This window comes from Pseudomonas sp. Marseille-P9899, from assembly GCF_903166565.1.
Taxonomy (GTDB): Bacteria; Pseudomonadota; Gammaproteobacteria; order Pseudomonadales; family Pseudomonadaceae; genus Aquipseudomonas; species Aquipseudomonas huaxiensis.
Genome location: NZ_CAESCG010000011.1, coordinates 177723 through 192456 on the forward strand (window position 1 = coordinate 177723; position 14734 = coordinate 192456).

At 58.8% G+C, this 14734-nt stretch carries 9 protein-coding genes and 1 pseudogene; 7 read left to right on the forward strand and 3 right to left on the reverse strand.

Going from position 1 to position 14734, the window contains the following annotated elements:
• The first annotated feature begins 74 nt into the window (after positions 1-74).
• The 4 genes from dnaB to HWV67_RS30870 all read left to right on the forward strand — a co-directional run bounded on the left by dnaB (position 75) and on the right by HWV67_RS30870 (position 7489).
• Positions 75-1472 carry a replicative DNA helicase gene (gene dnaB, locus HWV67_RS30855; protein ID WP_095155976.1) on the forward strand — a complete coding sequence of 466 codons (1398 nt, stop codon included), beginning with the start codon at positions 75-77 and terminating at the stop codon, positions 1470-1472.
• 105 nt (positions 1473-1577) lie between these two features.
• Positions 1578-3875, forward strand: a complete 2298-nt coding sequence (locus tag HWV67_RS30860) for a YgiQ family radical SAM protein (protein ID WP_110973292.1) — start codon at positions 1578-1580, stop codon at positions 3873-3875.
• A gap of 222 nt (positions 3876-4097) precedes the next feature.
• Complete coding sequence (locus HWV67_RS30865) at positions 4098-6575, forward strand: circularly permuted type 2 ATP-grasp protein (protein WP_175653961.1); 2478 nt, start codon at positions 4098-4100, stop codon at positions 6573-6575.
• Positions 6575-7489, forward strand: coding sequence for a transglutaminase family protein (locus HWV67_RS30870; RefSeq protein ID WP_175653962.1), 915 nt, complete (start codon positions 6575-6577; stop codon positions 7487-7489). The genes HWV67_RS30865 and HWV67_RS30870 overlap by 1 nt, the downstream gene beginning before the upstream one ends.
• Here the strand turns inward: HWV67_RS30870 and HWV67_RS30875 are convergent.
• Complete coding sequence (locus tag HWV67_RS30875; protein ID WP_095155980.1) at positions 7474-8061, reverse strand: LOG family protein; 588 nt, start codon at positions 8059-8061, stop codon at positions 7474-7476. The genes HWV67_RS30870 and HWV67_RS30875 overlap by 16 nt on opposite strands.
• Positions 8062-8409: 348 nt before the next feature.
• Between HWV67_RS30875 and azu the strand changes: the two genes are divergently transcribed.
• Positions 8410-8856: an azurin gene (gene azu, locus HWV67_RS30880; protein WP_095155981.1), complete on the forward strand. Its 447-nt coding sequence runs from the start codon at positions 8410-8412 to the stop codon at positions 8854-8856.
• Positions 8857-8939: 83 nt separating this feature from the next.
• Here the strand turns inward: azu and nadE are convergent.
• Positions 8940-9242: pseudogene (nadE, locus tag HWV67_RS30885) on the reverse strand (NAD(+) synthase); the annotation flags it as partial.
• Between the two features lie 385 nt (positions 9243-9627).
• Here nadE and HWV67_RS30890 point away from each other — a divergent pair.
• On the forward strand, positions 9628-11280 hold the full coding sequence (locus tag HWV67_RS30890; protein WP_175653988.1) for an NAD+ synthase: 1653 nt from the start codon (positions 9628-9630) through the stop codon (positions 11278-11280).
• Positions 11281-11562: 282 nt separating this feature from the next.
• Complete coding sequence (locus tag HWV67_RS30895) at positions 11563-13308, forward strand: SMEK domain-containing protein (RefSeq protein ID WP_175653963.1); 1746 nt, start codon at positions 11563-11565, stop codon at positions 13306-13308.
• Between the two features lie 72 nt (positions 13309-13380).
• Here HWV67_RS30895 and HWV67_RS30900 read toward each other — a convergent pair whose 3' ends face one another.
• On the reverse strand, positions 13381-14547 hold the full coding sequence (locus tag HWV67_RS30900; protein WP_175653964.1) for a reverse transcriptase family protein: 1167 nt from the start codon (positions 14545-14547) through the stop codon (positions 13381-13383).
• Positions 14548-14734: the final 187 nt, after the last annotated feature.

Genomic DNA, 14734 nt, shown 5'->3' on the forward strand with positions numbered 1-14734 from the left:
GTTAACATCGGGCACGATCCTGCATTGCAGGTCGTGCCCTTTGTCTTTTTCAACACCCAGATTTCCAGGTGGCCATGAACGAGATAACCGCCCCAGAGCAATATGATCTGCAAACCTCCGCCCTGAAGGTTCCGCCGCATTCCATCGAGGCCGAACAGGCCGTGCTCGGTGGCCTGATGCTGGACAACAACTCCTGGGAGCGAGTGCTCGATCAAGTCTCCGATGGCGACTTCTACCGCCATGACCACCGCCTGATCTTCCGGGCGATCCACAAGCTGGTCGACCAGAACGTCCCCTTCGACGTCGTGACGCTGCACGAGCAGCTCGACAAAGAGGGTCTCAGCTCGCAAATCGGCGGCCTGGGCTATCTCGGCGAGCTGGCGAAGAACACCCCGTCGGTGGCCAACATCAAGGCCTACGCGCAGATCATTCGCGAGCGCTCGACGCTGCGCCAACTGATCAGCATCAGCAACGACATCGCCGACAGCGCCTTCAACCCGCAAGGGCGCAACGCCGCAGAAATCCTCGATGAAGCCGAACGGCAGATCTTCCAGATCGCCGAGGCACGGCCCAAGACCGGCGGCCCGGTGGGCGTCAACGACCTGTTGACCAAGGCCATCGACCGTATCGACACGCTGTTCAACTCCGACAGTGACATTACCGGCCTGTCCACCGGCTACACCGACCTGGACGAGAAGACCAGCGGCCTGCAGCCGGCCGACTTGATCATCGTCGCCGGTCGTCCATCGATGGGTAAGACCACCTTCGCCATGAACCTGGTGGAAAACGCCGTGTTGCGCAGCGACAAGGCGGTGCTGGTGTACTCGCTGGAGATGCCAGGCGAATCGCTGATCATGCGTATGCTCTCGTCCCTCGGCCGCATCGACCAGACCAAGGTGCGTTCCGGCCAACTGGACGACGACGACTGGCCGCGGCTGACCTCGGCGGTCAACCTGCTCAACGACCGCAAGCTGTTCATCGACGATACCGCTGGTATCAGCCCGTCGGAGATGCGCGCGCGAACCCGGCGTCTGGTCCGTGAGCACGGCGAAGTCGGCATGATCATGATCGACTACCTGCAGTTGATGCAGATCCCGGGGTCCAGCGGCGACAACCGGACCAACGAGATTTCCGAAATCTCCCGCTCGCTCAAGGCCCTGGCCAAGGAATTCAACTGCCCGGTCATTGCCCTGTCGCAGCTCAACCGCTCCCTGGAGCAACGCCCGAACAAGCGCCCGGTGAACTCCGACTTGCGGGAATCCGGAGCGATCGAGCAGGACGCCGACGTCATCATGTTCGTCTACCGGGACGAGGTCTATCACCCGGAAACCGAGCACAAGGGCATTGCCGAGATCATCATCGGCAAGCAGCGGAACGGCCCGATCGGCTTTATCCGCCTCGCGTTCATCGGCAAGTACACCCGCTTCGAGAACCTCGCGCCGGGCAGCTACAACTTCGACGACGACGAATAAAATCGTCCCCTGATCAATTCCGACCTGCAGCGTCGGAATTGGTCAATTTTTGTGCTATATTCCGCGCCCGCGATTTTCCTGCATCCAAAAAAACCGGTCACTGACATGCAAGCAGCCAAACCACTTTTCGACTATCCCAAGTACTGGGCCGAATGCTTCGGACCAGCGCCATTCCTGCCGATGAGCAGGGAGGAGATGGATCAGCTCGGCTGGGACTCCTGCGACATCATCATCGTGACCGGCGACGCCTATGTCGACCATCCGTCGTTCGGCATGGCGATCATCGGCCGGCTGCTGGAGGCCCAGGGCTTCCGCGTCGGGATCATTGCCCAGCCGAACTGGCAGTCGAAAGACGACTTCATGAAGCTCGGCGAGCCGAACCTGTTCTTCGGCGTCGCCGCCGGCAACATGGACTCGATGATCAACCGCTACACCGCCGACAAGAAAATTCGTTCGGACGACGCCTACACCCCAGGCGGCATGGCCGGCAAGCGCCCTGACCGTGCCAGCCTGGTTTACAGCCAGCGTTGCAAGGAAGCCTACAAGAACGTGCCGATCGTTCTGGGTGGCATCGAGGCGTCGCTGCGCCGCATCGCTCACTACGACTACTGGCAGGACAAGGTTCGTCATTCGATCCTGATCGACGCCAGCGCCGACATCCTGCTCTACGGCAACGCCGAGCGTGCCATCGTCGAAGTGGCCCAGCGCCTGTCCTTTGGCGAGTCGATCGAGACCATCACCGACGTGCGCGGCACCGCGTTCATTCGTCGTGACACGCCGAAGGGCTGGTACGAGTTCGACTCGACCCGCATTGACCGTCCGGGCAAGGTCGACAAGATCATCAACCCGTACGTCAACACCCAGGACACCCAGGCCTGCGCCATTGAGCAGGAGAAGGGCGAGGTCGAAGACCCGAACGAAGCGAAGGTGGTCCAGTTGCTGGACAGCCCGCGGATGACCCGGGACAAGACCGTGATCCGTCTGCCGTCCTTCGAGAAAGTGCGCAACGACGCCGTCCTCTATGCCCACGCCAACCGCGTGTTGCACCTGGAAACCAACCCCGGCAACGCCCGGGCGATGGTGCAGAAGCATGGTGAAGTGGACGTCTGGTTCAACCCGCCGCCCATTCCGATGACCACCGAAGAAATGGACTACGTCTTCGGCATGCCTTACGCGCGAATCCCGCATCCGGCCTACGGCAAGGAGCGCATTCCTGCGTACGAAATGATCCGTTTCTCGGTGAACATCATGCGCGGCTGCTTCGGCGGCTGCACCTTCTGCTCGATCACCGAGCACGAAGGCCGGATCATCCAGAACCGCTCCCACGAGTCGATCATCCGCGAGATCGAAGAGATTCGTGACAAGGTGCCTGGCTTTACCGGCGTCATCTCCGACCTCGGCGGGCCGACCGCGAACATGTATCGCATCGCCTGCAAGAGCACCGAGATCGAGACCCACTGCCGCAAGCCGTCCTGCGTGTTCCCGGGTATCTGCCCGAACCTGAACACCGACCACTCGGCGCTGATCAAGCTCTACCGCAGCGCCCGTGCCTTGCCGGGCGTGAAGAAGATCCTGATCGCCTCGGGCCTGCGCTACGACCTGGCGGTGGAATCGCCGGAGTACGTGCGCGAGCTGGTGACGCACCACGTCGGCGGCTACCTGAAGATCGCCCCGGAGCACACCGAGGAAGGTCCGCTGAACCAGATGATGAAACCTGGTATTGGCAGCTACGACCGCTTCAAGCGCATGTTCGAGAAGTTCTCGAAAGAGGCGGGCAAGGAGCAGTACCTGATCCCGTACTTCATCGCCGCCCACCCGGGCACCACCGACGAAGACATGATGAACCTGGCCCTGTGGCTCAAGGGCAACGGCTTCCGCGCCGACCAGGTGCAGGCGTTTTACCCGTCGCCGATGGCCTCGGCCACCGCCATGTACCACTCGGGCAAGAACCCGCTGCGCAAGGTCACGTACAAGAGTGAAGGCGTGACCATCGTCAAGAGCGATGAGCAGCGCCGTCTGCACAAGGCGTTCCTGCGCTACCACGATCCGAAGGGCTGGCCGATGCTGCGCGAGGCGCTGGAGCGCATGGGCCGCGCCGACCTGATCGGCTCGGGCAAGAACCAGTTGATCCCGGCTCACCAGCCTGCGACCGACAGCTACCAGAGCGCCCGACGCAAGAACTCCACCCCGGCGGGCAGCCACAAGGTGGGCAAGGAACAGAAGATCCTGACCCAGCACACCGGCCTGCCACCGCGCGCCAGCGACGGCGGCAAGCCGTGGGACAAGCGCGAAGAGGCCAAAGCTGCCGCCTTCGCTCGCAACCAGGAAGCCGCCAAGGCGCGCAAAGACGCCGCCAAAGGCAAAGGCCCGCGCAAGCCTCGCCAGCCGGCTGTGCCGCGCTGATGTCCATGGCGGGGCGTGTCGATGACATGCCCCGCCATGAGGCGTTGCAAGGCGCTGGTTCAGTGCATCGTCTTTCATAAGGCCGGCGCCTGGTGCGCCGGCCTTTGTTCATGTTCAATGAATGCTCGGCGAAAGCCCCGGTGGCATAACTCTTGCCGCGTTTCTGTGCAAAAACGCTTGGCGCACGACGCCGAGACACCCTGCCCGTAAATGAGCACTGCCATGGCTGACCTGCCGGATCGTTCTTCGCCGAGCGCCGCGACCTATCACGAGATGCTTGCCGCCGATGGCACGGTGCGTCCGCACTGGCAGGCGCTGTACGCCCATGTGCAGCGCAGCAGCCCGGCGCAACTGGCCCAGCGCCAGGCGCTGCTGAACCGGCAACTCCGGGAAAACGGTGTCACCTACAACATCTACGCCGACCCCGACGGCGCCGACCGGCCGTGGGAGCTGGACCTTTTGCCGCAGGTCATTCCCGCCGCCGAGTGGCAGGCGATTGGCCAGGGCGTGGCGCAGCGTGCTCGCCTGCTCAACGCGGTGCTCGCGGATATCTATGGCCCACAACAACTGATTGGCGAAGGCCTGCTGCCCGCCGAGCTGGTGCATGGGCACAATAATTTTCTCTGGCCGTGCCAAGGCATTTCGGTGCCGGAGCAGACGTTCTTGCATGTCTACGCCGCAGATCTGGCGCGTGGTCCCGATGGCCGCTGGTGGGTCACTGCGGATCGCACTCAAGCGCCGTCCGGTGCCGGCTATGCGCTGGAAAATCGCACCGTGGTGTCCCGCGCCTTTCCCGAGCTGTACCGCGACCTTCATGTGCAGCACCTGGCCGGCTTTTTCCGCACGCTGCAGCAGAGCCTGGCGCGACTGGCGCCCAGTGAGCGGGAAACGCCGCTGGTGGTGCTGCTGACGCCGGGGCGCTTCAACGAAAGCTATTTCGAACATCTCTATCTGGCCCGCCAGCTTGGCTATCCGCTGGTGGAAGGCAGCGACCTGACCGTGCGCGACGGTACGGTCTTCCTCAAGACGCTGAGCGGCCTGCGGCGAGTCCACGCGATCATGCGCCGGCTCGATGACGACTTCTGCGACCCACTGGAATTACGCACCGACTCGGCGCTTGGTGTACCGGGCCTGCTGGACGCGGTACGCCAAGGGCGGGTGCTGGTTGCCAATGCCTTGGGCAGCGGGGTGCTGGAGTCGCCCGGTTTGCTCGGTTTCCTGCCAGCCATCAGTCAGCGCCTGTTCGGCGAAGAACTGAGCCTGCCGTCCATCGCCACCTGGTGGTGCGGCGAGCCAGCGGCGCTGGAGCAGGCTGTGGAAAAACTGCCGGAACTGCTGTTCAAGCCGGCGTTTCCTTCGCAGAGCTTCCAACCGCTGCTGGGACGGGACCTGGATGACGCCCAGCGTCAGGCCCTGGTCGAGCGCCTGCGGGCGCGCCCGTACGCTTACGTCGCCCAGGAACTGGCGCAGCTTTCCCAGGCGCCGGTGTGGCAGGCAGATCACTTGCAGGCGCGCCCGGTGGGCATGCGCGTCTATGCCGTGGCCAGCGCCGATGGCTACCGGGTGCTGCCGGGCGGATTGACCCGGGTGGCGGCGCAGGCGGATGCCGAGGTGGTGTCGATGCAGCGTGGCGGGGCGAGCAAGGACACCTGGGTGCTCGGCGAGGTCGCGGCCCAAGGCGAGCAATGGCAAGCCAGTCGCAGCCTCGGCGTGGCCGACCTGATCCGCCAGGACCCGTACCTGCCCTCGCGGGTGGTGGAGAACCTGTTCTGGTTCGGCCGCTACTGCGAACGCTGCGATGCCAGCGCGCGGCTGCTGCGGATCCTCCTGAGCGGTTATCTCGACGGCGACTCGCCGCAAGCGCTGGACGCCGCCGTGACCCTGGCCGAGGAGCTTTCGCTGTTGCCTGCCGAGGGCACGCTGGACGCGCGTTTGCGCACGGCACTGCTCGACCCGGCGTGGGGTTTCAGCCTGCGGGCCAATCTGCAGCGTCTGCAATGGGCGGCGGGGCAGGTGCGCGGCAAGCTTTCTCGGGAGAACTGGCAAGCGCTGGTGGAACTGCAACGGGAAGCCCAGCGCCTCGATGATCTGTCGGCGGACTTCGCCGAGCTGCTGGATTTCCTCAACCGGCTGATTCTCGCGCTGGCGGCGCTGTCCGGTTTCGCCCTGGATGACATGACCCGCGACGAAGGCTGGCGCTTCCTGATGACGGGGCGGCGCATCGAGCGCGTCTACGCCTTGAGCAGCAGCCTGGCGAGCTTCCTGCGCGGGTCGGGAGACGCCGATCAAGTGGGGCTGGAGTGGTTGCTGGAGCTGGCCAACAGCAGCATCACCTATCGCTCGCGTTACCTGGCGGTGGCGCAACGGGTGCCGGTGCTGGACTTGCTCCTGCTGGACGAGCAGAACCCCCATGCGGTGCTGTTCCAGCTCAAGGCGCTGCTGCGTTCGCTGGGGCGTCTGCAAGCGTCCTTTGGCGCCCCGCCGGAAGCGGATCTGGCGCAGCTTGCCGTGCGCTTGCAGCATTTCGATCTGCACAGTCTGGAAAGCCCGCTGTTCGGCGAATCCAGCGTGCGGGCGGTGCTCGACGGGCTGGCGGCGCTGCTCACGGAAATCGCCGAGGCCAGCGAGGAAGTATCCGACCGCCTGGCCCTGCGTCACTTCGCCCATGTCGATATCAGCCAGCAGACGGTGTCCGCGTGATGAGTGTTCGTTACCAGATTCTTCACGACACCCATTACCGCTACGCCAGCCCGGTGTCGCTGGCCCAGCAACTGGTGCACCTGTGGCCGCGGGATTGTCCGTGGCAGCGCTGCGAGGAGCGGCACTTGGACGTGACGCCCACGCCGACCCGGCGGCGCGACGCGCTGGATGTGTTCGGCAACCCGCTGACCCGGTTGGCCCTGGAATACCAGCATGAAGAGCTGCGGGTCAGCACCCGGGTGCGTGTCGAGGTGCTGCCCCGGCCTGCGCCCAGCCTGACGGAATCACCGCCCTGGGAACTGGCGCGCAACGCCCTTGGCTATTCGCGACGGGCGCTGTCGGCGGAGGTCCTGGATGCCTGCCGTTACCGTTTCGAGTCGCCGTATGTCCGCCTGAAAAAACGCTTCGTGGAGTTTTCCGAGCCGTGCTTCGGGGCCGGCGTACCGCTGCTGGTGGCGGTGCGGGCGCTGATGGAAAAGATCTTTCGCGAATTTACCTTCGATGCCGGTGCGACCCAGATCGCCACACCCTTGGTGGAGGTACTGGCGCGACGTCGCGGCGTCTGTCAGGACTTCGCCCACCTGATGCTCGCCTGCCTGCGCTCTCGCGGTCTGGCGGCGCGTTATGTCAGCGGCTACCTGCTGACCCGGCCGCCGCCCGGGCAGGCCCGGCTGATCGGCGCCGATGCCTCGCATGCCTGGGTCTCGGTGTTCTGCCCGCAGCAGGGTTGGGTGGATTTCGATCCCACCAACAACCTGCTGCCGGCGCTGGAACACATCACCCTCGGCTGGGGCCGGGACTTTTCCGATGTGTCACCGCTGCGCGGTGTGATTCTCGGCGGTGGCAGCCACGACCCGGACGTGCGGGTGACGGTGCTGCCACTGGAGCACGAGCCGGCTCAGGCGGGCGGCTGATCGACCCACTTCGGCGCGACCACCGGCTTCCAGGCGTCCAGTGCGTCGAGCAGGGCGTCGGGCTCTGGATTGAGTTGCAGCATCGAGCGGTGTTGCGGGCGGACGAAGCCTTCCTCGACCACATGATCGAGGAAGCCGCTGAGTTTCTCGTAGAAGCCGTTGACCTCCAGCAGCCCCAATGGCTTGCCGTGGTAGCCGAGCTGACCCCAGGTCCAGACTTCGAACAGTTCTTCCAGGGTGCCAAGGCCCCCGGGCAGGGCGATGAAGGCATCGCTCAGTTCGGCCATGCGCGCCTTGCGGGCGTGCATGCCGTCCACCACTTCAAGACGGGTAAGGCCGGTGTGGGCGATTTCAGCGCGTTGCAGGCTGACCGGGATGATGCCGATCACCTCACCGCCGGCCGCCATGGCCGCGTCGGCGACGATGCCCATCAGGCCCACGGCGCCACCGCCGTAGACCAAGGTCAGACCGCGACGGGCGATGGCCTCGCCGAGCGCCACTGCCGCTTCGCGGTAGGCCGGATTGGCGCCGGTGCTGGCGCCGCAGAATACACAGACGGAACGTAGAGACATGGTTTTCTCCGGGTCGAAAATCGCCACAGAGTAAGGGCCATGGGCAGGTCTTCCAAGCGTTGTGTTATTCCGGGCGGGAGAACTCGTACACGTTGCCGGCGTTGGCGCAGGCGTAGGCGGCGAGCATGCTTTGCATGAAGGTGCTGATGGACATGTAGGACTACTCCTAATTGAGAGGTTGTCGCATCGTCTGTCATACGGGCATGATGGGCACGTTGATTGTCTTGATGGACACCATAGAAGAATTTCACCGCCCGGATATGGTCCCTCGTTTGACCCATATCAGCAGCGCAGAGCGCTGGATAGGGCAGTCTGATTTCGATAAAAAACCTGCCATGGAGATTCACAATGTTTGCCAAGTTCGTTGCCGTGTCCCTGCTGACCGTTGCCAGTGCCCAGGTAATGGCTGCTGATTGCAAGGTCACCGTCGACTCCACCGACCAGATGTCCTTCAACACCAAGGAAATCGCCATCGACAAGAGCTGCAAGCAGTTCACCGTCGAACTGACCCACTCCGGCAACCTGCCGAAGAACGTCATGGGCCACAACCTGGTGATCAGCAAAGCCGCTGACATGCAGCCAATCGCTACCGACGGCCTGAGCGCCGGTATCGACAAGGATTACCTGAAAGAGGGTGATACCCGCGTGATCGCGCACACCAAAGTGATCGGTGCTGGCGAGAAAGATGCCGTGACCTTCGACGTTTCGAAGCTGGCCGCTGGTGAAAGCTACGGCTTCTTCTGCTCCTTCCCGGGCCACATCTCGATGATGAAAGGCACCATCGTTCTGAAGTAAAAATCCTCTTCGCGAGCAAGCTCGCTCCTACAGGTTTGGCGTATGTCGTGCTCTGTAGGAGCGAGCTTGCTCGCGATGCCCTTCTAAGGCGCGAACGGCATTTCCCGTTTGTGATGCGTCTTCTGATACGTCCGCTTGATGATCTCGAACGCTTCCTCGCTCACCGGCTCGCCGTGCAGGAAGGCGTCGATCTGCGCGTAGGTCACGCCGTGTGACGCTTCGTCCGGCTTGCCCGGCGCGAGGTCTTCCAGGTCGGCGGTCGGCACTTTCTCTACCAGTGACTCCGGCGCGCCAAAGCTGCGTGCAATCGAACGTACCTGGTTTTTCACCAGCCCGCTCAGCGGTGCCAGGTCGCAGGCACCATCACCGAACTTGGTGAAGAACCCCCAGAGGTTCCTCCTCCCAAAATTATGCACACTATACTGGGAATATTGATTGATTCCCTGTTTTTTGGAGTGTGCAAACTGTAATGCTGCACACCCAAAAATAAAAGCAAAATTTTTCCAGATTTGATGCTGGATCCCCATCCAAATTGGATCATGGCTTCTTGAGCGGATAGGGCATAATGTCCTATATCGCAAGATGCTGCCCTAGACGGGACAGGCGCCAGTGCTTCACTGCCTTAGGGCTCTGAAGAGTCAAATGGCATCCCTGCGTCACGCCCAGCTCGAACGCTGTTGGTATTTACTGCCGGAATTGAGCGGCCCGCACCAGCCGACCGCATTAGCGTTGCATCTTGCAGATCCCGCACAAGGCATTTCTGGAGGATCCATGGAGCAGCGTTTGAGAGTGGTAATGGCCCAGTTGAACATCCGCGTAGGAGATGTTTACGGGAACGTCGAAAAGGTCATTGAGGCAGCTCATAAAGCCCGCGATACCCTTGGTGCTCAGGTCATCGTCTTCCCAGAATTGACGTTGTGCGGTTACCCACCCGAGGATTTGCTGCTGCGCTCCAGCATGCAGAGCCGAATTGAAAAAGCGCTCACGATGGTTAGGGGGCAAACCAGCGGTATCGTCGTAGTGATCGGTTTCCCCTGGTTTGAAAGTGACGGGCATGAAAATGCTGCTCGCTATAACAGCTGTGCTGTGATTTCGGATGGCGAGGAGCTTGCTCGGTACTACAAGCAGCATCTGCCGAACTACCGAGTATTTGACGAAAAGCGTTATTTCGAACCGGGCAGCGGCCCGTGCGTGGTGAATCTGTACGGCATTCAGGTTGGGATCACCATCTGCGAAGATATTTGGTTCTCTGAGCCGCTGAAGCAAGCTTGCGATGCGGGCGCTCAGATCATGCTTACCCTTAACGCCTCCCCGTTCCATCTTGGTAAGCAGGCTGAGCGCGAAGCGCTCCTGGCACAGCGCGCAAGCGAGTGCTCTATTCCTATGATTTACGTCAACCAGGTAGGCGGCCAAGACGAACTGGTATTCGATGGCAATAGCTTCGTGGTTGACGGGCTTGGGAGGGTGACCCAGCGTGCGCCGGCATTCGAAGAAGGTCTTTACATCTGTGACTTCGACATAAGCACGGGCAGCAAACCGTTGGTGCCGGTTCCTGCGGCCATTAGTGAGCCGCTCAGTGTCGAGTCGAGTGTTTATCAGGCTTTGGTGCTTGGCGTTAAGGACTACGTCGAACGCAACGGCTTCAAAGGCGTGGTACTTGGTCTCTCCGGGGGGATCGACTCTGCGCTATGCCTTGCGATAGCAGTGGATGCTCTGGGTGCGGAAAATGTAGAGGCGGTCATGATGCCCTACCATTACACCGCTCAGATGAGCCAAGACGACGCCAAAGAAGAAGCAGATATCTTGGGTGTCAAATATAGCGTGCTGCCGATTGCACCCATGGTTGAGGCGTTCCTTGCCACCCTTGCACCTGAGTTCGAGGGGCTCCCCAAGGACACGACGGAGGAGAATCTTCAAGCTCGTTGCCGTGGGACTATGTTGATGGCCATCTCCAACAAGAAGCGCTATCTCGTGCTGACTACTGGCAACAAAAGCGAGATGGCCGTGGGGTATGCGACTCTATACGGCGATATGGCTGGCGGATTCGACGTACTCAAAGACGTGCCGAAAACTCTTGTGTTCCGCCTTTGTGAGTATCGCAATACTCTCGGTTATGTCATCCCGCAGCGTGTCATTGACCGTCCACCGTCAGCGGAGCTCTCACCAGATCAGAAAGATGAGGACTCGCTTCCACCATACCCTGTTCTTGATGAGATCCTGCGTTTGTATGTGGAACATGACTATTCCGCAGATGCGATCGTTGAGCAGGGCTTTGACAAAGAAATAGTTCACAAAGTTATCCGCCTTGTTGATCTCAATGAGTACAAGCGTCGGCAGGCTGCGGTCGGGCCACGAATGACCGAGAGGGGCTTTGGGCGAGATCGTAGATATCCCATTACCTCCGGTTGGAGGGTCGGTGACTAGTGTCTAGTGCCCGAGCTGCTCTTAAGAACGTTGGTCGGCAACGTTTAAAAGTGCAGCAAAGGTCTGGTGCATTGGCGGGGCCAAGTTTGGTCGGGAGTGTCTGAACTTGGTCATGCGTAGGGGCAGTTTTGGAATGTTGCTATGTCGAAAAGGCCACTCCAAACGTCCCTGATCAAGGTGCGTAGTGCACGAAGTAATTGAGGTGGTCGGAGGGAGCGATTGCGTATCATAATTGCTAACTGCTACTAGGTCTCAAGCCATGAAGGGAAGCACGTTTGAAAAATGGATGCTCAAGTCATCCAGTCAGTTTGGCGGGATATCATGTATGCACAGAGGCTTGGTATGTTGAAAAGCAAAGATATGCTTGATGAGATTAATCTGGGTCTCGCTACTCTGCAGAATTTTATCCGGCCTTACGCTCGGTTGAATTACACAGACATTAATATCTCTGCTGAAACTTTGGTGGCTGATATATTGAACTCGCTATATGGCTGGAATTTGGTTAATGCCAATACTATCAGGCGGAATTTCCCGTGTATCGATCTGCTGGACACTGAGCGGGGAGTGGGGGTTCAGGTTACATCGGAAAAAGGAGTGGGTAAAATCAATCAGACGCTTGATTGTATTCCGCGCCATGATTTGAATTTGAAGCGTTTGATTGTATTTACGCTTACGCCACGCCTGAATGACTATAATGTAAATTCGAGTGCCCTTGATTTTGATCAGGCGCGCGACGTTCTAGACTTTGATAGTGTTATATTAAAAGCAGGGCAATCGTCCTTTGATGAGCTTAGTAGGTTGCATGTAGAATTAAAAAAACGAATTCCTTTTTTGACCAAGGCATTTGGCGGCGGCTTGGATAATCAGATACTGAATGGTTATCAGTATTTTGATGGTGAATCAGGCGATAATGCTCTTCGGCAGCAAGTCATCCAACTGATCAAGGATGACGAGAGGGAGCTTGCGAAAGCTAAGTTGGATGAGCATGCGCAGTATGTGCTTAAGGAAACTGGTGCCATGCTCTATAATTTGGCAGATCTTTATACTTTTCTTGATCCTTTGCAAGCAGAGTTATTTTATAGAAAAGCAGCAGTTATACATCCTGAAGGGGTGGCCTCGGCCAACCTGCATGGCCTCAACCTGATGAGGTTGGGTCAGTTGGATGAAGCTGAGAGAACGTTCAAAGGCTGCCTGAAGTCGGATGACTTAACTCTGCTTCAGCGCGAGCACGTCAACGGTAACCTGGGGATACTCGCAAAAAGGCGATCTCAGTACCGGGAGGCTGTTGAGTATTTGACCGTGGCTTTGAGGTTGACCAGAAAGGACGACAAGGAAGGTTTTGCAAATCACTTCAATAACCTTGGAAGTTGCTACAATCATCTTGAAAAATATCGTCGTGCTGGCAGGTGTCTGAAGATTGCGCGTGATCTTATTGAGGAAGCTATCGCGCTCCAAGATGATATCGATGAGCGGAATCGATTGAAGCTTAAGAAGAGCAATTTCTTAACTAATACGGCAATACAACTGAAATATTTGGCGGAAAAGCATGGCGAGCCAAAGCTGCTGGTTGAAGCTAAGTCCCTACTGCTTGAGGCTATCGACATTGCCGAGATGTTAAAGGAGAAGACTGAGCTGGCCCGGCATTATGGTAATTTGTCGAATGTTCTTAAAGAGATGGGGGATTTTCCGCAGGCGGAAAAATATTTAGTAAAGTCCTATGAGGCCTCCGTGGAAAATGGCGATCATCATGCGGAGCTGATTAATCTCATAAATTTTAGTAATTTAATGATAAAGACCCAAGAGTTTGAGAGGGCTGAATCCTATTTGGAGGAGGCAGTTTCACTGGAAAAGGATAGATACCCAAAGCTGAGATCTGAAATTTTTGAAAATTATTCTGTGCTTTATAAGGCCCAGGGGGCGCTTGCGAGTTCGAACGAAAGTTTCGATATTGCAGCGAAGATACATGCAGATCTCGGTTTGCCGGAGCGTACCATCAGGCTGAGAGCTGAGTTAGATAGTGTCGGCTGATTTTTTTAAGTTTTCGTTTTTCATTATTTTTTCAGATTGGATAATCTGAAGTATGTCTCGACGGTAGGGCGATCAATAAAGAATCGGCCACACCACTGCTTCCAGTCGGGCCTTTACGCTAATTCCATACTTTGGCTCGATTTGGATTGCGTATGCGGCAAGTCCCATTAGATGATTTCGCATGCCTGCAACGGCTGAGAAACCCCTGCGCTCGGCATGTGCCAGCGGCCCAACATCCTCGCGCTCTAAGTAGTACAGGTGCATCCGCATCTTCATTTTGAACGCGCGAGTTAGCCTCGGTACGTCCTGGCCCACCTGCAGTCCCAGTACGATTTTTCGGCTTCTCGGAGACACAATGTTTGTTTTGGCAAGATTGGGCGTTAGGCCAGACCGACGGAGTATTCCGTAAACCTCATTGACCGCGTTGCGGGCACTCTCCCGGTCAAATGCGGTGTCGGCTGTAGAGAAGGTCAGGTCATCCGCATAGCGGGTGTATGTGAGCCCAAATCGGTCGGCTAGCGAGGTAAGCAAAGTGTCTGCTTCTCTCATGACAAGGTTGGCGAGCATGGGGCTGGTTGCAGCGCCTTGCGGCAGATGGCCTAGTGCCCGCGATGCATACTTGAGAATTTTCGATTTCGCCAGGGGGGCTTTCCTGCGCCACTTGATAGCGCGACGCATGCGGCTGAAGTGACCGACCCGCGTGCATAGCCGCGACAGTTCCAGAGACACCAGAGGCTGATATCCAAGGCTGCGGAATACGCGGTAGCAATCGATTTCAGAAATCGATTCAAAGAACCGCTGCACGTCGACTTTGATCAGCCAGCGACTTGAGCAATGGGGAGCAGCGGCCTCAATCAACTTACATTTCGGCGCGAATGCTGTGCTAGCGGCATGAGGCCTGGCTTTGGCTAAGACGTGCTGCGCAATCCATCGCTGAGCGACTGCCAGGCTCGGCGGGGGCACACAAATCACACGGAATGAGGTGGGCCGTCCTGGTCGAGCTCGCTTCCTAACTCTGAAGATTTTGTAGGACTCGACATCGCGGGTGACATAATCGCGCAGGTGTTTGTATGGCACCTGAGTCATGTGGGCTAGGTGGTTGAGAGTCAGTATGGGCGGAAGCGAAGGATTGATTGCGACCGTCTTTTGCGAAGTCGCGATCGCAGCGTTCATGACAGCGGTCGGAACGTTGCTGGCACCTTTTGAGCGGCGATAGTGTTGAGGCGTCCAATCCTTCATCTACTTTGACACCCGCAGGGTGAGTGCTCGCGCCGCAGGCAGAAGGCTACGCCACTAGGCTGTGGCGTGAGCGCTTAACCGCAAGCAGGAGCTAAGACATAGGGCAGCAGTAATCTGCGCCCGGTGGTGAGTTGAGAATCCAACCCATCATGGCAGCAACATTCCAGGAACGTACGCCGAAGCTAGA